Below are 17679 nucleotides of genomic sequence, written 5' to 3' on the forward strand. Positions count from 1 at the left end.
CGTGGCGCCAACCAGACCGTGCTCAGGCTGGCCCCCGCAGGGCCAGCCTGAGCAGTCCTCGATCAGCGGGCAGCACCTTTATGCTCCAGGCATGGGTACGCCGTTGGGGGACTTCATCCGGGCCAAGCGCGACAGCATCCAGCCGGAATCGCTGGGACTGCCCGTTCACGGCCGCCGCCGGTCACCGGGTCTGCGACGCTCGGATCTCGCCGCGCGGGCCGGCATCAGCGTCGAATACCTGACCCGTATAGAACAGGGCCGTGACCGCAATCCCTCGATCGCGGTGGTGAACGCCCTTGCCGATGCGCTCAGCCTCGACCCCTCGGAGCGCAACCACCTGCGCTACCTCGCGAAGATCACTGGCGGCGAATGTTCCGCTCACACCCGGCTGGCACCACCGCGCCGCGACGTCCGCCCGTCGGTCCTGGAGACACTCCGCCTCCTCGAACCCGGGATCGCCATGGTGACCAACCGGCTGGGCGACGTCCTCGCCCACACCAGCGGCTACGAGTCGGTGACGAGCGGAACCGGTCTGCTCGACTCCGAGACCCCGAACCTCACCCGCTACGTTTTCACCGATCCCCGCGCCCGGACGTTCTTCGCCGACTGGGATGACGTCGCGGACGAGCAGGCCTTCGACCTGTGGCTTGCACCATCGGTCGAGAACTCCGAGTGGTTCACCACAGAACTCGCGCCCGTCGCCGGCCCCGACTTCACACGCCGGCTGAACCGTCACGAGGTTCCGCGACGTGGAGCTCTCCGCCTCAACCACCCGTCCGGGTGCGAACTGCAACTGCTCCGCGAGACGCTCGAACTCTCCTCGGATGCCCAGCAACTGGTCGTCTTCCTTCCCGCAGACGACAGGACGGCCCAGGCCGTCGACCAACTCCGCGGCCGGCCCCACGGCCGGCTCCGGGCCATCTCGTAAATACGCCCTGGGAAGGCCGGACAGGTCGTTGTTCGGCGCGGAGCACCTCGAGTCCGGTCAACCGGAAGAGCCGGCCGAGGCAGCCCGTCGCCGATGGGGGCGGCATCCGCCCGTGTATCGCTCGGTCACCCACATGACCGATGGATGCCGCCCCACGGCGGGACGCGAGTTGCCTCCCCAGGCGCCTCACGTCCGCTGGTTCGCCGCCGGTGCCGTCCCTTGCCCGGCGGCCTCCTGCAACCTGGCCGCTCATGCTCAGGCCGCAGGCGTTTGCGGGTGCAGCGACTCCCGGCCCAGAGGGTTCACAGGAGCCGCCGCCCGGAATGCGGGCCGCAGGTCAGTGCCCGCCGCGGCCGGCCGTGCCCCGAACGGGCCAGTCATCGTCTCGTCAGCGCTGCACTGGCCTCGGTGCGGCGATGGCGGCCTGGCCCGGGCAGGTCCAGGGCGGGGCCATGCTCGACTGCGGGCTCTCCACGGTGTCGGCCGGAACCAAGTCCGTTGGTCGGCCAGAGGCGCCGAAACACAGTGATGAAGGGGGCGGTTTGCTGCATGATGCTCTCCGGGTGGGGCGTTGGCACGGAGTGCCGGATGGTGCGGTCACGAGGGTGAAGCGTCTGAGCCGATGTGAGTCCGGCGCGATCGAGCCTCGAGCCGAGTCGGATGGGCCCGGCCGGCCCGCTCAGATGCCGGAACGGCTCGAGGCGGCGTAGCTGTCCCAGAGCTGGTCGAAGTACCAGCGGTCGAAGCCGTATGCGCGCTCGCCCGCCGGGGTGAGGACGATCCACCGTCCGTCCACCCGCTGGTGGACGTGGCGGCCGTCGTAGCGCAGCTGGCGTCCGTCGTCACTGGCGCGCCAGTACAGGTAATCCCGGTGATCCCGGTCGCTGCGCCAGTCACGACGCACGTCCGTGCGCGGCCGATCGCGGTCGCTGTGGTCGGTCGCGACGCGGGCGACGGCGCCGGTGTGGCTGTGCCGGTCGGCGGTGGGGGTGGCTGCCGCGGCGGGGTTCCCGACGGCGATGAGTGCGCTGCCGGCGACCGTGAGAGTGGCGGCTGCGGTCGCGAGTCGGTGCGTGAACTGCTTCATGGTGGTGCCTCCTTGCGTTGCCCGCTGATCGAGCGGGCGCGAATGGTTCGACGCGATACGCCGTGCGACGGTGGCCGCTGTACGACTGATCGCCGTCATGCGTTGACACTAGCAAATCATTGAAGGTCATCAATGATTGTGGAGGTGTGACCGTCGACTCATTCGCATGATGAGGGTGGGGCGGGTGCGCCAAACACAAACACCCCAGGAACCGCACTGGTTCCTGGGGTGTGGGATCGGCGCCGACCCTGCCGTCTCGTGGCGGCCGGCGGATCAGCGCTCGGTGCAGGCGATGTCGCCCTTGGAGGTCCTGACCCGGCTCAGCAGGTCCCGCAGCGTTCCGAGCTCCTCGGCGGTGAGATCCGCGAACAGCTCCCGTTCCACCTTCTCGATGGCCTCCTGGGCCTCGGCCAGGACGCGGCTGCCTTCCTCGGTGATCGCGACGATGTGACGGCGCCGGTCGGCCGGATCGCGACGGCGTTCGACGAACTGGGTGGACTCCAGGTCGTTGAGGATGCCGCACAGAACACTCGGATCCACCTCGAGAGCCCCTGCGACGCCCTGCTGGCTCATGTTGCCCGACCGGCCGAGCAGGAGCAGCGTCGCACCCTGGCGGGGTGTCAGTCCGCACTGTGCAAAGGCGTGCTCCATCCGGCTGGTGGCGATGGCGCCGTGCCGGGCCAGCAAGAAGCCGAGCCGGTCGAGGGGGTCGGTTTCCAGGGTGTCGGCCAGGTCCGCGTTCATGATCACACAACCATCGTATCAAAGCGGCAACGGTCACACGCTGTGAAGGGTTGATGAGTCCAAATGATTGGACTCCATCGATGGAAGCCAGTGGTCGACCTCCCGTACAGCCTCGGCGTAGAGTCCGCCGTTGCCGTTGAAGTGGTGCGACAGCAGTTCGTTCGCCACTCCGCGGAACGGGCGATCTCCTCGATGGTGACTTCGGCAAGGGGCTGGGGAGGGAAACATACTGGAGTCGGTGGGGCTGTCGGTCGCCGAGACGGATGTGTACCGTGCGCTGGTCGTCGCCGTCACGGCGTCGGCGGGCGAGGTGTCCACGGCGACGGGGCTCGACACCCGGACCGCCGAGCGGTTGCTCGGCGCGCTGGAGGAGAAGGGGCTGGCCCGCAGGGTGGAGGGGGCCTCGGGACGGTTCGCCGCCAACCCGCCCGACGTGACCCTGCTGCCGCGGCTCGAACGCCGCGCCGACGAGCTCGGCAAGGCCCGCTCGGCCGTGTCCGAACTGATGGAGACCTACCGGCGCAACGCCTGGATCCGCGACGCGGGTGAGGTGGTCGAGTTCGTCACCGGGGCCGGGGCGCTGCGCCAGCGGCTGCGGCAGGTTCAGGACAGCGCCCGCGAAGAGATGCTGTGGTTCTGCAGGGCGCAGTACGTCGCCATGCCGTCCGGCACGAACCAGGCCGAGTTCGACGCCCTGGCGCGCGGCGTAAGCTACCGGGTCCTGTACGAGCAGGCCTTCTTCGACGACACCGGCGGCATGGAAAAGGGTCTGGTCCCGGCGGACCAGCCAGCCCAGGGTCAGAGCCATCAAGGGCCACTGAGCCATGGTGTGGATCGAGTCGAGAACCTGCGCTGCGTCGTGTCCGAACGCCGCCGCGCTGTCCGCCACGGCAGCCGCATGGGGGCTGAGGCGTTCGGCACCGGAAGACATCGGACCGACGCCGAGGAAGGATTCCTCACCTGCGGACATCACGAGGAGCACGACGTACGCAAGCACGGTCACCGCCACGCCCACCGCTCCGCGCCGCAGGCTCCGCGGCACTCTCACTCTTCGCGATGCGCAGGCGGTTACGGAACTCACCGGATCGCTCCGACAGCAAGAGCCGTGCCGCGTCCGCCGGGCTTGCAGTGTGCCGGGGTGGGGTCGAGGCCGTACACCCCGGCTGCCTACCAGAGCGGTATGACGCCCTTGACCTGCTGCTCCGCCGTGCTGTGCGACGGGGACTGGCCGCCCCTCACGGGGATGGATGGGTTCACGGCAGCCTCCTCCTGATCAACGGTTGATTTGGTTGACGCATCAACAGCCACATCATTTGTTTGCTCTTTTGATATGTCAACCACTTTTGGTCGACCGGGCTAACCGAGCCCTCGCGTCCCACACTGGGCGCGGAGTAGGCGGGTGGACGGATGGACGGACCCGGGCAGCAGGCGATGTCCCGTGGACCAGTCGGCCGACTTGGCCGTCGGGCCCGCTCCTTGGCGGTCTCCCTCAGGGACAGACCGCCAAGGCACCCAGGTTTCGCAGGGTCCGATCTTGATTGGCTCAGGCGGACAGAGAGGCCTGGCAGCTGATCACTTGGCCCTGCGCGGAATTTCCGTGGGACAGGGGATGTCCGGGTCGAGGCGGCGCAGGATCCGATGGCCGATGCCCGTCAGGTGACGGAGCTGCGGAGCGGCGAGGGCATCGATGACGAGTCGCCGTACCACTTCGACGTGACCGGGAGCAGTGGCCACCGTCTTGGCCCAGCCGGCCTCGGTGAGGATGGCGTTGGTGGAGCGCCCGTCCTCGGGGCATGGCTCGCGGCGCACCCAGCCGCGCCGTTCAAGCCGCTTGACCACATGGGACAGCCGGGACAGGGAGGCGTTGGTGAGGACGGCGAGGTCACTCATCCTCCGTGTGCGATCGGGCGCTTCGGACAGCCCGGCGAGGACGAGGTACTCGAAGAAGGTGATACCGGCGTCGCGCTGCAATTGCGCGTCCAGGGCTGCCGGCAGTTTGACCATCACGGCAGCGAGCGACAGCCAGGCGTCCTGTTCCCCGCTCGTCAGCCAGCGGGGTTGCTGAGGACCCACCTCCGTCCGATGGAGCTTCGTGTCGTTGTCCATGCAGTTCATACTAGCCAAGATAGTTGATACATCAAGTGATGGGCCCACATCCGCTTGACCCTCTGCATGAGTGAACCTAGGTTCCAGTTGAGGCATCAACTACTAGCGGGCTCGTTGAGATGCTCTCGCCGCGATCCCCGATCGCGGCAACAGCCCCGAGCCGGACAGACCGGAACCGATCCCGCCGGAAGAAGGCCCCTCCCATTGGGGGCACAGGAGGCCGCCGCCCCTTGACGGACGCCGGCGGCAGGGCATGGGACCCCATCAGTGCCACGAGCACCGGAGCAACCCACGCCCATCAAACGGAGCCTTCCATTCCATGGCTCCGGAGCAGACCAAGGAGAATGATCATGAGTCACGTCCTCAGGCAGCGGGCCGCCACCACGGCCGTCACGCTCTCCGTCGCGGTGGGCACCCTCCTCGCAGCGGGCGGCACCGCCTCGGCGTCGTCGGGCCAGGGCGCTGAGCGCACGGCGGTTACCATCTCCCAGTCCTCGAGTTCGTCTCACTCCTCGAGCAGTTCGCGCTACGACGACCACCGCGATGACAACCGCAGTGACCGCAAGCGCCACGACCGCAACCGCTACGACCGCCGGGACAGCCGGGACAAGCCGGGACAAGCCGGGACAAGCCGCTGGGACGGTCACCGCACGTGGCACCACAGCGGCAAGAACTGGTACTGCAGTGAGCAGGGCCAGCGCTACCGCTACGACGGTCACCGCTTCTACAAGTGGAGCCACGGTACCTGGGGCATCGTGATCGGCGATGCCCACGACTTCGACCGCCGCATCTTCCGCTGACCATCGGAGGCCCGGGCCGGGCGTGCTGCGCACCGGCCCGGCCCCGTCCCCCTTGACCGTTGGCTGCACTGCTGCCGTGGCGCAGTGGTGCAGCCGGCGCCCCAGGCTGCCGAGGAGCCAAGTGAGCCATGGCCGACTACGTAGATCAAATGCTGTACATGGGGCTCGCGCTCGCGCCTGACGAGCGGATCGCGGTGCCAACCCGCCTGTCGTACGAAGCGCACGACCCCTTTGCCGTGCACATCGTCTTCCACCCCGACACCGACCGCCCAGTCACATGGATCTTGGCCCGCGACCTTCTGGCCGAGGGTCTCTTCCGGCCGAGCGGGCAAGGGGACGTGCGCGTCTGGCCGAAGGGATCCGGGCCCGACGCCGAGCTGCACCTTGCCCTGTCCTCCCCCCACGGGGCTGCACGGCTGACTGCTCCACTCCCCCAGGTGGCGCAGTGGCTTCAGCGCACATACTGCGTGGTACCGGCCGGCCATGAAGCCGACGGCTTCGACTGGGACGCCGAACTGTCGCGACTCCTGCCCGGCACGGCCTGAGGGCGCTGAGCTCCAGACGAGTGCGTCCCCGACAGCCCCGCGCTCGGCGTACTTCCATTCTGCCGAGGCACTCATGAACATCCTTCAACGTCGGCGTACTGCACGCCTCCGGGCCTACGCCCAGCTCAAACGACGACATCCGGAACTGTTCACCCACCGGCCCTCCCCCGCCCGTCTGGATCCTGCCCACCACGACGAACGCCTGGGACGACGAGGCCTTCCGCCAGGCGGTCCGACTGCCGAGCTGTGCCTCGACTTGGCGTCCCCGCAGGGGGCGATCACGAGGGAGGACGCCTGGCGCCGAGCGGAACTGGAGAAGCTCAAACTGGCCTGAGCTCCTCCAGTTGTTGATGCATCAACTTATTGTTAGCCTCGTCGGGCAAACCCTTTTCACCTTCCCGACGAAGATGGAGTCCAGCACATGTCCCTCGCAGTGCAGTTCTCGGAATACGGCACCAGCGACGCGCTCCGCGTCGTGGACGTACCACCGCCGACTCCGGGATCGGGGCAGGTACGGCTGGCCGTCCGCGCGGCCGGTGTCAACCCCGTCGACTGGAAGATCCTCCATGGCTGGATGCGCGAGCAGTTTCCGCTTGAGCTGCCCGCAGGCCTCGGTTCCGACGTGGCCGGCGTGGTGGACGCGGTCGGGGAAGGGGTGACCGAGTTCGGTGTCGGCGACGAGGTGCTCGGGATGTCGCTCACTCCGTCCTACGCCCAGTTCGCCCTTGCCGACACCAGGGCGCTGGTCGCCAAGCCTGCCCGTGTGCCGTGGCACGTGGCCGGCGGTATCGCCGGCGCGGGCAGCACCGCCTGGGCTGTCCTCGACCGGCTCAAGGTGAGCGAGGGCGAGACGGTGCTGATCCATGCCGCCGCCGGTGGCGTGGGCACCTTCGCGGTGCAGTTGGCCGTGGCCCGCGGCGCGCGGGTGATCGGCACTGCCGGCGAGCGCAACCACGGTCAACTGCGCGACTTCGGCGCCGTACCGGTCACCTACGGCGAGGGACTGGTCGAACGTGTGCGGGCCGTCGCCCCGAACGGCGTCGACGCGGTGATCGATGCCTCCGGCCGCGGCGAGATCCCCGACTCGATCGAGCTCGCCGGAGGCCCTGACCGGGTCCTGACCCTCGTCGCCTTCGACGCCGCCGGGACAGGGATCCGGATTCACACCGGCGGCGCGGGTGGGAACGGCAGGCCGGCCCTCCGCGAGATCCTGGACCTCATGGAGGAGGGACACCTGCACGTTCCGATCTCGCGCACCTATGGCCTCACGGAGGCAGCCGACGCGCTCGACGCGAGCCGTGCGGGCCACGTGCGCGGCAAGATCGTAATCCTTCCCCAATAGGCGCGAGGGAGCAGATCACGAGCCGTGGGCGGCGGGCGCCGGTTGACCGATGCCCGCCTCCCACGCATTCACTGCCCGCGCCGCTCAGTCGTCATCTGCCGGGAGCTCGCCCGTGAAGGCGGCAGCCATACGCAGCCAGGGCGCCGCCTCGTCGTGGCGCCCTTGGCGTTCCAGGGCGCGGCCCAGCAACAGGTGGGCGTAGTGCTCCACCGGGTCGCGCTCGATGACCTTGCGCAACTGTTCCTCTGCGCGCCGCAGTTGCGCGGAGTGGTAATAGGCGCGGGCCAGCAGGAGCCGGGGGCCGGTCTGCTCAGGGACCTCCTCGACGACGGCGGCGAGCAGCTTGGCGGCCCCGATGTAGTCCCTGGCCTCGAAGAGCAGTTGGGCCCTCTCCCAGCGCTCGAGAGTCGTCTCCTCGTGCGGCGCCCCGACGCCGTTGTCGAACAGGTGCAGGGCGCTTGCCCAACGGTCGGGCGCGACGCCGTCGTGCGCCGGGTAGTCGTTGAAGTTGTCGGTCATCGGTCCTCAACCCTTTCGTACGGTCTCAGGCCACCGGATCGGCGGACTGCACACGCTCGGTGTGGCGGGCGGCGAGCAGCGAGGCGTGGGTAGGGGCGTCGGGGACGCCGGCCGGCCGGTTCCTGGCGAACTCCTTGCGCAGCACCGGTACGACCTCCTCGCCGAGCATGTCGATCTGCTCGAGTACGGCCTTCTGCGGCACTCCCCCGCCGTCCACGATGAACAGCTGGCGCTGGTAGTCGCCGAAGTGCTCGCGGAAGGTGAGCGTCTTCTCGATGACCTCCTGCGGACTACCGACGGTCAGCGGCGTCTGCTCCATGTACTCCTCCATGGAGACGCCGCCGCCCATCTGCGGCGAGTGGTCGAAGAACGGGCGGAACTCGCGGATGGCGTCCTGGGAGTTGCGGCGCATGTAGACCTGCCCGCCGAGACCGACGATGGCCTGCTCGGGGCTGCCGTGGCCGTAGTGCGCGTACCGCTCCCGGTACAGGTCGATCATCCGCTGGGTGTGCTCCTTCGGCCAGAAGATGTTGTTGTGGAAGAAGCCGTCGCCGTAGTACGCGGCCTGCTCGGCGATCTCCGGCGAACGGATCGAGCCGTGCCAGACGAACGGCGGCACGTCGTCCAGCGGGCGGGGTGTGGAGGTGAAACCCTGCAGCGGGGTGCGGAACCGGCCCTCCCAGTCGATCACGTCCTCCCGCCACAACCGGTGCAGCAGGGCGTAGTTCTCGATGGCGAGGTTGATGCCCTGGCGGATGTCCTTGCCGAACCACGGATAGACCGGGCCGGTGTTGCCGCGGCCCATCATCAGGTCGACCCGTCCGTCGGCCAGGTGCTGGAGCATCGTGAAGTCCTCGGCGATCTTCACCGGATCGTTGGTCGTGATCAGTGTGGTGGCCGTGGAGAGGATGATCCGCTCGGTACGCGCCGCGATCCAGCCCAGCATCGTGGTCGGCGACGACGGCACGAACGGCCGATTGTGGTGCTCCCCGGTCGCGAAGACGTCCAGGCCCACCTCTTCGGCCTTCTGCGCGATGGCGACCATCGCCTTGATCCGCTCGTGCTCCGTCGGCGTACGGCCCGTGGTCGGGTCGGTGGCGACATCACCGACGGTGAAGATGCCGAACTGCATCGTGCTCAGCCTTTCCATGCAGTTGATACATCAACTATGGCCTTGCAACGCACCCCGGCACACCTGTATTCCGGCCGCGCACGTCAGCCGGTCCGGGCCACGGGAAGCGGGCCCGACGATCAGGCCTGCTTCTCCAGTTGCTCGACAATGCGGTCCGCCAGGCAGGCGAGCGTGCTGAGCTCCCCCGGAGCCAGGGGGTCGATGAACAGGCGGCGAACGGCGTTCGCGTGACGGGGTGCGGCTTCCGCGATCACTTCCCGCCCCGCCTCGGTGATGACCACGAACGCGCCGCGCCCGCCCTCCGGACACAACCACTGGCCCACGACACCCGCCTGGCGGGCCGCAGGGAAGGACCCACCCGATGTACATCACCGCCGCCGTTCTCAGCGTGCTGCTCGCCCTTGTGGCGTGGGCCGCGGGTGCGCCCAAAGCGCTGCTCAAGGGCGACGCCTCCGCAGGGCTCCAGGCGCACATGGGCCTGAGTGCGGGCCTGGTGAGCCGACCTCGGGATCGAAGCCGGCCGCCCTCGCGGCGGCCCGACAAGCCGACTCAGGACTGGTCTTCTTCCAGCTTCGCGACCACGCGCTCGGAGATCTGGGCCAGCGTCCGCAGCTCCGCCGGAGTGACATGGTCGAGGAACAGCGAACGCACGGCCTCCACATGGAGCGGAGCGGCCGCTTCGATCGCCGCACGCCCCGCCGGCGTTATCACCACGAAGGCGCCGCGGCCGTCCTCGGGACACTCCTCGCGCACCACCAGCCCCCGTCCGGCCATCCGCGCGATGTGATGGGACATCCGGCTCTTCTCCCACTCCAGCGCCCGGGCCAGGTCCTGATAACGCTGCCGCCCCTCCGGCACGTCCGTCAGATTGACCAACACCCCGAAGTCGGCAGCCGAAAGATTCGACTCCGTCTGCAACAAGCGTGACAACCGGCCCACGAGCTTCTCATGCAACCGGACAAAGCTCCGCCACGCGTGCTGCTCCTCCGACGTCAACCACCGCACCGTCTCTTCCATGCAGAAAGTGTAATCGTCGTTGACAGGTCACCAACCTCCTGCCCCCGATGCCGCCCGGCTTACCTGAGGGGCAGCCACAACCCCGGAGGCGCGGCGCGACCTGTCCTGCCCTGACTGTCCCGGGCCGCGCCTCCGGGCCTGTACGTGGGACAGGCACCGCCGCCCGGCACGCCAAAAGGCCCGGGGTCAGCGATCCGGGCCTTGACGCGCTCGCGCTTCCTCAGCTCACCTCGACCCTCGAAGCGTTCTCGGCCAGCCAGGCGTCGAAGTCCTTGAGCGCCGGGTTGATCTCCCGCAGACGGTTCAGATCGCGGGCGCCGGTGAACTCCTGGTCGAAGTCGCCGTAGTACTGGAACATGTTGGCGATCTCCTCGGCCGCCGGTACGTCGAGGGCGCGGAAGACGTCGTAGGGCACGGACCGGAAGCGCACCGGCTCGCCGAGCACGGCCCCCAGCTTCTCCGCATACTGCGCACCGGTCAGGTGGTCGCCGGCCAGGCCGACGGTGCTGCCGATGAACTGCTCGCCGCCCTTGAGGATGGCGTGAGCCGTCCGGCCGATGTCCGCCACGTCCACCCCGGAGAGGAGCTTGCCGTCCTCCAGCGGCATCGTCAGCGTCAGCACGCCGTCCTCGGCGCGCTTGGGGGCGAAGGCCTGCACGAAACCCTGGAAGAAAAAGGTGGTGTTCAGGAAGGTCGTCGGCACCCCGGCCTGCCTGAACAGTTCGTTGCCCTCACCCTTGGCGTCGAAGTGCGGCACGTTGTACTTGTCCTGCAGGACGGGCATCCGGCTGTCGTCCAGAGGCAGTAGTTCGCGGGTGTCTTCCAGTGTCGACCAGACCACATGGCGCAGGCCCGCGGCCTCGGCGGCCCGGACCAGGGCATTGATTTCTTCCGTTTCCTTGGCCGCGGAGCCATGCGCCCAGAAGTTGGTGACGAAGAAGGCGCCGTAGGCACCCTCCAACGCCTTGTGCACGGTCGGCTCGTCGTCGTAGTCCGCCCGTACGACCTCGGCCCCGAGGGCGGCGAGTTCCTTGGCGGCGGGCGAGGCGGGATTCCGGGTGAGCGCGCGTACCGTAAAGCCCGAATCCGGATCGGCGAGGATCGCCCGTGCGGTGCCGCCGCCCTGTGCGCCAGTTGCTCCAGCGACCGCGATGACCTGCTTGTTGCTCATGGCAGCTGCCCCTGTTCGAAGTGGTTGACGCATCAACTTAACCATACAGCGAGCCGGTTGATGTATCAACCTCAATGATGCGATCGAGTCATGATCACCTCCGGGGGAACCGGTGCGCGGCGCTCGCAGGAGTGGGAGCTCGTTCAGGAGACTCCGACCGCTGCGGATCTGACGGCGGGCACGCGGACCGGGAATCTGATCGCGGCGGAGCCGGTCGGCAGGAGGGCGACCGTGCCGCTCGACGCCCTGTTCGGGCGTCGGACCGTACGGAGCTCCAGAGCGGGTCGTCATCGAGCGACCCGCCCTGTCGAGGCGCAGGGGGCCGTCAGGTGTCGCGCAACATCTCGAGACGGGTTCGAAGTGCCGCCGCCAGCTGGTCGGCCGCGGCGAGCTGGGCCGGCGTGAGGGGACTGATGAACAGCTCACGGACGGCACGCAGATGGGGAAGGGATGCACGCCGGAACGCTTCGGCGCCCTCCGGTGTCAGGACCACCTCGGCGCCTCGATTGTCGGTGGCACACTCTTCGCGCCGAATGAGCCCGCGCCGTTCCATGCGACCGAGGTGGTGCGAGAGGCGGCTGCGCTGCCAGCCGATGCCGGCGGCCAGTTCGGAGGAGCGCAGCCGGCGCCCGTCCGCTTCTTGCAGCGCCAGGAGCACGGCGTAGTCGCCCGGCGACAGGGCGGACTCGCTCTGTAGGCGTGACGTGAGCTCCGAGCGGAGCGCCTCGGCCGTTTCGATGAAGTCGCGCCAGATCCGCAGTTCCTCGGTGGTGGGCAGTGCTTTGCGTCGCTCGTTCATCGCTTCGTCCTCCTGCGGTTGACACGTCAATTAGATTAGGGCAAGGATTGATGTGTCAACCACCCCGGCGGCCATTCGGCCACCTGGTAGCGGGACAGGAGAAGCCCATGACGGCCACAGACTTCGAACTGGGCCTCAACTCGTTCGGCGAGGTCGCGACCGATCACGGCCGCACACTGAGCGATGCCGAGACCGTTCGGCTGCTCGTCGAGGAGGCGAAGCTCGCCGAAGCGGTGGGGCTCGACGTGTTCAGCGTCGGCGAGCACTACCGCGAGGGCCACAACGACAGCGCCACGCCCGTGCTGCTCGCCGCGATCGCCACCGCGACGGAACGTATCGGGCTCGGCACCTCGGTGACCGTGCTGAGCACCAACGATCCCGTGCGGCTTTACCACGAGTTCTCCACTCTGGACGCCGTCTCGAACGGCCGGGCCCAGCTCGTACTGGGGCGGGCATCGGCCACCGAATCGTTCCCCCTCTTCGGCTATGACCTCGCGGACTACGAGGAGCTGTTCGAGGAGAAGCTCGACCTGTTCATGCGCCTTCAGCGCGAGGAGGCAGTGACCTGGTCGGGGAAGGTCCGGGCTCCGCTCATCGAGCAGCGGCTGCATCCCCGGATGCCGCCCGGTGGCATCCCCACGTGGATCGGTGTCGGCGGCAGTCCGAACTCCGCGGTCCGCGCCGCCCGCTACGGCCTGCCGCTCATGATGGCCGTCATCGGCGGCCGCCCCCAGCGCTTCGCCGGCCTCGTCGACCTCTACCACCGCTCCCTCGACCAGCTCGGGCACCCCAGGCAACCGGTCGGTCAGCACTCGCTGGGTCTCATCGCGGACACCGACGAGGAGGCCGCCGAGATCTGGTGGCAGTACTGGCAGCCGGTCGTGACCCGACTCGCGGAGGAACGAGGGTTCTACAAGCCGACCCGCGAACGCTACGCGGCGGAGATCGAGACGGGCGCCCTCTTCGTCGGCTCCCCCGAGACCGTCGCCCGCAAGATCGCCACCATGGCCCGCGATCTGCATCTGAACCGTTTCGACCTCAAATACGACGTCATGAACCTGCCCCGCGAAGCCCGTGCCCGCACGATCGAGCTACTGGGCCGCGAAGTCGCCCCGCGGGTGCGGGAACTGCTTGCGAAGGAGCCCACTCATGTCTGATCTCGTCTTCGGCCTGGACACGTTCGGCGATGTGCCGGAAGACGACTCCGGTAACCCGGTGTCCGACGCGCGGGCCATCCGGCAGGTCGTCGACGAGGCCGTTCTCGCGGAGGAGGTCGGTGTCGACGTCCTCGCCCTCGGTGAGCACCACCGCCCGGAGTTCGCGATCTCCACTCCAGAGACCGTCCTCGCCGGCATCGCCACGCGCACCGACCGCATCCGTCTCGCTTCCGGCGTGACCGTGCTGAGCTCCGACGATCCCGTCCGCGTCTTCCAGCGGTTCTCGACCGTGGACGCACTGTCGAACGGCCGGGCCGAGGTGATCCTCGGGCGCGGCTCCTTCACCGAGTCGTTCCCGCTCTTCGGATACGACCTGAGCGACTACGACGTGCTGTTCGAGGAGAAGCTCGAGCTCTTCGCCAAGCTGCTGGAGGAGAAGCCGGTCACCTGGAGCGGCACCAAGCGGGCTCCGCTGGAGAACGCCGACGTCTTCCCCAAGACCGAGTCCGGACACCTGACCACGTGGGTCGGTGTCGGCGGTTCGCCCCAGTCGGTCATCCGCACCGCGCACTACGGGTTCCCGCTCATGATCGCCATCATCGGCGGCAGCCCGGAACGCTTCGCGCCCTACATCGACCTCTACGAGCGCGCCACCGACAAGTTCGGCACGACCGCTCATCCGGTCGGGATGCACTCGCCCGGCTTCATCGCCGGCACGGACGCGGAAGCCCGCGAGGTGCACTGGCCGCACTACAAGGTCATGCGTGACCGCATCGGCGCGCTGCGAGGCTGGCCGCCGGTCCGCAAGGAGGAGTACGAGGCCGAGATCGAGCGCGGCTCCCTGTACATCGGCTCGCCCGAGACGGTCGCCCGCAAGATGGCGCGCGCCATCAAGGCGCTCGGCGTCGGCCGGTTCGACCTCATCTACACCACGGGGGCGCAGCCGGTCAGCGCACGGCTGCGCGCCGTCGAGCTGTACGGCACGAAGGTCGTCCCGATGGTCCGCGACATCCTCGCAGGCTGACGCCATGAACGGAGAAGACATGGACTCCACGGGCGTGCGCACGGTCGGCATCCTGGGCGCGGGGAAGGTCGGCACCGTGCTGGCGCGACTGGCCCTGGCGGCCGGCTACCGCGTCCTCATCGCCGGATCGGGCGATCCCGCCAAGATCGCCCTCACCGTCGAGGTCCTCACCCCCGGCGCGGTCCCGGTCACCGCGGCGGAGGCCGCGGCGAAGGCAGACATCGCGGTCCTGGCCCTCCCCCTCGGCAAGTACCGCACCATTCCGGCAGATGCGCTGGAGGGCAAGCTCGTCATCGACGCGATGAACTACTGGTGGGAGGTCGACGGCATCCGCGAGGACCTCACCGACCCCCGCACCTCGTCGAGCGAGATCGTGCAGCAATTCCTGCACGGAGCACGCGTGGTCAAGGCGTTCAACCACATGGGCTACCACGACCTCGAGGACGAGGCCCGACCCACAGGAATCCGTGGCCGCAAGGCGATCGCGATCGCCGGTGACGATCCCGACGACCTCATGACCGTCGCGCGCCTCGTCGGCGACTTCGGCTTCGACCCCGTGATGGCTGGCCCCCTCGCCGCAGGGGTACGGCTCGAACCGGGCACCGAGCCCTTCGGCGCCAACGTCGACGCCGGGGAACTGCGCGCGATGCTCGACCGCTTCCCGGAATCGGAGCGTGGGCGAATTGTTGCCGACGCGCGGGCCGCTGCCTCGGCATCGACCACAGACGGGGCCTGACCGCTCACTTCCAGGGCACACGATCCCGACCCAAAGTTGATACGTCATCGACCTTCCGCTAATTTAAGTGACGCATCAAGCAATTCGCTGCGGGGCCGCCAGGGCGAGTCCGCACAACCCGATCACAAGAGGTATCTGTGAACGTCACCCTGTGGGCTGTCGCGACCCTGCTCGCTCTGGTGTTTCTCGGCGCCGGCGCTGCCAAGCTCGCCCAGCCGAAGGAGAAGCTCCTCGCCTCACCGTCCATGGGCTGGGCCGAGGACTTCTCGCCGAGCGTGATCAAGACGATCGGCCTCCTCGAGGTCCTCGGCGCGCTCGGATTGATTCTGCCCGCGGCGGTGGACATCGCCCCGGATCTGGTTCCGCTGGCCGCTTCCGGCCTGGCACTGACCATGTTCGGCGCTGGTATCACGCATATGCGGCGCGGGGAGGCCCAGTCGGTCGTCGTCAACATAATCCTCCTCGGCCTTTCCGTATTCGTGGCCTGGGGCCGGTTCGGGCCGCACGCCTTCTGACGGCAACCGGTCCCCGCCCAACACCTCCCTCACACTTCCTGAACATCCGTTCAGGACAGCACAATCCACCACACTGTTAAGGAAATTTCCATGACCAGGATCGGCATCATCCTCGGCAGCACCCGCCCCAACCGCAACGGCGAGCAGGTCGCCAAGTGGGTCTACGACATCGCCTCCCGCCGCAGCGACGCCGAGTTCGAGCTCGTCGACCTGCGCGACTTCCCGCTGCCCCACCTGGACGAGCCGCTGCCTCCGTCGATGGGCCAGTACCAGAACGAGCACACGAAGAAGTGGGCGGACAAGATCGCCTCCTTCGACGGGTTCGTCTTCGTCACCCCCGAGTACAACCACAGCACCTCCGGCGTGCTCAAGAACGCCATCGACTACCTGTACACGGAGTGGAACAACAAGGCGGTCGGCTTCGTGTCGTACGGCGGCGTCGGCGGCGCCCGCGCCGTGGAGCACCTGCGACTGGTCGTCGGCGAGCTCCAGATGGCCGACGTGCGCCAGCAGGTGGCGCTGTCGCTGATGACCGAGTTCGAGAACTTCAGCGTCCTCAAGCCCGGCGAGTACAACGTGCAGGCCGTCGGCACGATGCTCGACCAGGTCGTCGCCTGGAGCGGAGCCCTGGCGCCGCTCCGCTCTGCGACCGCCTGAGTCCCCTGAGGTGTAACCCCTCCCCATGCCGGGCCCGGTGCCACCGGGCCCGGCATCCGTCTGATGATGCGTCAACTTGTTGACCCAAGGAGTTGCATGATGCAGTTCGGCATCTTCGGTGTCGGTGACATCTCACCGGATCCGACCACCGGTCACACCCAGAGCGAGGCTGAGCGGATCAGCAACCTGATCAAAATCGCCCAGCGCGCCGACGAGGTCGGCCTCGACGTGTTCGCGTTGGGAGAGCATCACAACCCACCGTTCGTGATGTCCTCTCCGCCGGCCCTGCTCGCCCACATCGCTGCTCTGACCGAGCGGATCATCCTGAGCACGGCTGTCACGCTGATCACCACCAACGATCCGGTGAAGATCGCCGAGGACTACGCGATGGTGCAGCATGTCGCCAAGGGACGCCTGGACCTGATGCTCGGGCGCGGAAACACGGTCCCGGTCTATCCCTGGTTCGGCAAGGACATCCGTGAGGGCGTGGCGCTGTCGCTGGAGAACTACAACCTGCTGCACCGGTTGTGGCGCGAGGACGTCGTGGACTGGGAGGGCCGGTTCCGCACCCCGTTGCAGGGCTTCACCTCGACCCCGCGCCCGCTCGACGACGTGCCACCGTTCGTGTGGCACGGCTCGATCCGCACGCCGGAGACCGCCGAGCAGGCGGCGTACTACGGCAACGGGTTCTTCGCCAACCACATCCTGGCGCCGAACTTCCACTTCAAGCCGCTGGTCGACCTGTACCGGAAGCGGTTCGAGCACTACGGCCACGGCACGGCGGAGCAGGCGATCGTCGGGCTCGGTGGACAGGCGTTCATCGCCAAGCGGTCCCAGGACGCGGTCAACACCTACCGCCCCTACTTCGAGAACTACCCCGTCTTCCGCGGCTCGAAGTTGGAGGACATCATGGCCGCCACACCCCTGACCGTAGGCAGCCCACAGCAAGTGATCGAGAAGGTCCTCACCTTCCAGGAGGGCTTCGGGGACTACCAGCGCCAGCTCTTCGCGGTCGACGCCCTCGGCCTGCCGGTCGACATGGCACTGGAGCAGGTCGAACTTCTGGGCACCGAGGTCGTGCCCGTGCTGCGCAAGGAGATGGCCGCCCGCCGTAAGCCCGGCGTCCCGGACGCTCCGACGCACGCTTCCCTGGTCAAGGCGAAGTACGGCGACGCCGAGCCGCGTCAGCCGCGTCCGAACCCGAACCGGGGCGACAACCTGTCAGGCACCTCGCCGTACCAGGACAGCAACCCGGCCGTCCAAGCCAGCTTCCCGACGGCGTTCTGATGACCGCCACCACCCGCCTGGCGAACGAAGCACCGGAGGCAATGTTCCGGGCCCAGGCGACCCTCGCGCGCGACCCCGCGCCGGTCGCCGCGTCCCCGGCCACCACCGCCCGA

General features: G+C 68.2%; 20 protein-coding genes. 11 read left to right on the plus strand and 9 right to left on the minus strand.

Going from position 1 to position 17679, the window contains the following annotated elements:
- Positions 1-91 precede the first annotated feature (91 nt).
- The gene (locus ACFVJQ_RS31480) at positions 92-928 is read left to right on the plus strand and encodes a helix-turn-helix domain-containing protein (protein WP_385788939.1); all 837 of its coding nucleotides are present in this window, start codon (positions 92-94) and stop codon (positions 926-928) included.
- A 679-nt stretch (positions 929-1607) separates the two neighbouring features.
- Here the strand turns inward: ACFVJQ_RS31480 and ACFVJQ_RS31485 are convergent.
- Together ACFVJQ_RS31485 and ACFVJQ_RS31490 are read right to left on the minus strand one after the other, a co-directional pair.
- Positions 1608-2015 carry a hypothetical protein gene (locus ACFVJQ_RS31485; RefSeq protein ID WP_385513882.1) on the minus strand — a complete coding sequence of 136 codons (408 nt, stop codon included), beginning with the start codon at positions 2013-2015 and terminating at the stop codon, positions 1608-1610.
- Between the two features lie 273 nt (positions 2016-2288).
- Positions 2289-2759 carry a MarR family winged helix-turn-helix transcriptional regulator gene (locus ACFVJQ_RS31490; protein ID WP_385789025.1) on the minus strand — a complete coding sequence of 157 codons (471 nt, stop codon included), beginning with the start codon at positions 2757-2759 and terminating at the stop codon, positions 2289-2291.
- Between the two features lie 238 nt (positions 2760-2997).
- Between ACFVJQ_RS31490 and ACFVJQ_RS31495 the strand changes: the two genes are divergently transcribed.
- A complete protein-coding gene (locus tag ACFVJQ_RS31495) occupies positions 2998-4032 on the plus strand; it encodes a TrmB family transcriptional regulator (protein WP_385788941.1) in 1035 nt (344 codons plus the stop codon).
- A gap of 299 nt (positions 4033-4331) precedes the next feature.
- On the opposite strand, the gene ACFVJQ_RS31500 is transcribed toward ACFVJQ_RS31495, so the two are convergent.
- The gene (locus tag ACFVJQ_RS31500; RefSeq protein WP_385788943.1) at positions 4332-4865 is read right to left on the minus strand and encodes a MarR family winged helix-turn-helix transcriptional regulator; all 534 of its coding nucleotides are present in this window, start codon (positions 4863-4865) and stop codon (positions 4332-4334) included.
- A 350-nt stretch (positions 4866-5215) separates the two neighbouring features.
- Between ACFVJQ_RS31500 and ACFVJQ_RS31505 the strand changes: the two genes are divergently transcribed.
- From ACFVJQ_RS31505 to ACFVJQ_RS31515, 3 genes are all read left to right on the plus strand, one after another.
- Positions 5216-5665: a hypothetical protein gene (locus tag ACFVJQ_RS31505; RefSeq protein ID WP_385788945.1), complete on the plus strand. Its 450-nt coding sequence runs from the start codon at positions 5216-5218 to the stop codon at positions 5663-5665.
- Positions 5666-5793: 128 nt separating this feature from the next.
- A complete protein-coding gene (locus ACFVJQ_RS31510; protein ID WP_385788947.1) occupies positions 5794-6210 on the plus strand; it encodes an SsgA family sporulation/cell division regulator in 417 nt (138 codons plus the stop codon).
- A 421-nt stretch (positions 6211-6631) separates the two neighbouring features.
- On the plus strand, positions 6632-7552 hold the full coding sequence (locus ACFVJQ_RS31515; RefSeq protein ID WP_385788949.1) for an NADP-dependent oxidoreductase: 921 nt from the start codon (positions 6632-6634) through the stop codon (positions 7550-7552).
- An 84-nt stretch (positions 7553-7636) separates the two neighbouring features.
- Here ACFVJQ_RS31515 and ACFVJQ_RS31520 read toward each other — a convergent pair whose 3' ends face one another.
- The 6 genes from ACFVJQ_RS31520 to ACFVJQ_RS31545 all read right to left on the minus strand — a co-directional run bounded on the left by ACFVJQ_RS31520 (position 7637) and on the right by ACFVJQ_RS31545 (position 12190).
- Positions 7637-8071 carry a tetratricopeptide repeat protein gene (locus ACFVJQ_RS31520; RefSeq protein ID WP_385513876.1) on the minus strand — a complete coding sequence of 145 codons (435 nt, stop codon included), beginning with the start codon at positions 8069-8071 and terminating at the stop codon, positions 7637-7639.
- Between the two features lie 25 nt (positions 8072-8096).
- Positions 8097-9203, minus strand: a complete 1107-nt coding sequence (locus ACFVJQ_RS31525; protein WP_385788951.1) for an LLM class flavin-dependent oxidoreductase — start codon at positions 9201-9203, stop codon at positions 8097-8099.
- A 119-nt stretch (positions 9204-9322) separates the two neighbouring features.
- Positions 9323-9526, minus strand: coding sequence for a hypothetical protein (locus tag ACFVJQ_RS31530; protein ID WP_385513874.1), 204 nt, complete (start codon positions 9524-9526; stop codon positions 9323-9325).
- Between the two features lie 226 nt (positions 9527-9752).
- Positions 9753-10220: a MarR family winged helix-turn-helix transcriptional regulator gene (locus tag ACFVJQ_RS31535; protein ID WP_385513873.1), complete on the minus strand. Its 468-nt coding sequence runs from the start codon at positions 10218-10220 to the stop codon at positions 9753-9755.
- Between the two features lie 220 nt (positions 10221-10440).
- Positions 10441-11391, minus strand: coding sequence for an NmrA family NAD(P)-binding protein (locus tag ACFVJQ_RS31540; protein ID WP_385513872.1), 951 nt, complete (start codon positions 11389-11391; stop codon positions 10441-10443).
- A 325-nt stretch (positions 11392-11716) separates the two neighbouring features.
- On the minus strand, positions 11717-12190 hold the full coding sequence (locus ACFVJQ_RS31545) for a MarR family winged helix-turn-helix transcriptional regulator (protein ID WP_385788954.1): 474 nt from the start codon (positions 12188-12190) through the stop codon (positions 11717-11719).
- Between the two features lie 107 nt (positions 12191-12297).
- Here ACFVJQ_RS31545 and ACFVJQ_RS31550 point away from each other — a divergent pair, with 107 nt between their 5' ends.
- From ACFVJQ_RS31550 to ACFVJQ_RS31575, 6 genes are all read left to right on the plus strand, one after another.
- Complete coding sequence (locus ACFVJQ_RS31550; protein WP_385513870.1) at positions 12298-13347, plus strand: LLM class flavin-dependent oxidoreductase; 1050 nt, start codon at positions 12298-12300, stop codon at positions 13345-13347.
- Positions 13340-14371 (plus strand): LLM class flavin-dependent oxidoreductase, encoded by a 1032-nt coding sequence (locus tag ACFVJQ_RS31555; protein ID WP_385788956.1) that lies wholly within the window; start codon positions 13340-13342, stop codon positions 14369-14371. Before ACFVJQ_RS31550 ends, ACFVJQ_RS31555 begins: the two co-directional genes overlap by 8 nt.
- A gap of 4 nt (positions 14372-14375) precedes the next feature.
- Complete coding sequence (locus tag ACFVJQ_RS31560; protein WP_385513868.1) at positions 14376-15107, plus strand: NADPH-dependent F420 reductase; 732 nt, start codon at positions 14376-14378, stop codon at positions 15105-15107.
- Positions 15108-15244: 137 nt separating this feature from the next.
- A complete protein-coding gene (locus ACFVJQ_RS31565; RefSeq protein ID WP_385513867.1) occupies positions 15245-15622 on the plus strand; it encodes a DoxX family protein in 378 nt (125 codons plus the stop codon).
- Between the two features lie 90 nt (positions 15623-15712).
- On the plus strand, positions 15713-16279 hold the full coding sequence (locus ACFVJQ_RS31570; protein WP_385513866.1) for an NADPH-dependent FMN reductase: 567 nt from the start codon (positions 15713-15715) through the stop codon (positions 16277-16279).
- A 99-nt stretch (positions 16280-16378) separates the two neighbouring features.
- Entirely contained in the window at positions 16379-17566 is a 1188-nt protein-coding gene (locus tag ACFVJQ_RS31575) for a CE1758 family FMN-dependent luciferase-like monooxygenase (RefSeq protein ID WP_385513930.1), read from the plus strand.
- Positions 17567-17679 lie beyond the last annotated feature (113 nt).

It is taken from the genome of Streptomyces sp. NPDC127197 (assembly GCF_042672405.1).
Lineage (GTDB): Bacteria > Actinomycetota > Actinomycetes > Streptomycetales > Streptomycetaceae > Streptomyces > Streptomyces flavusporus.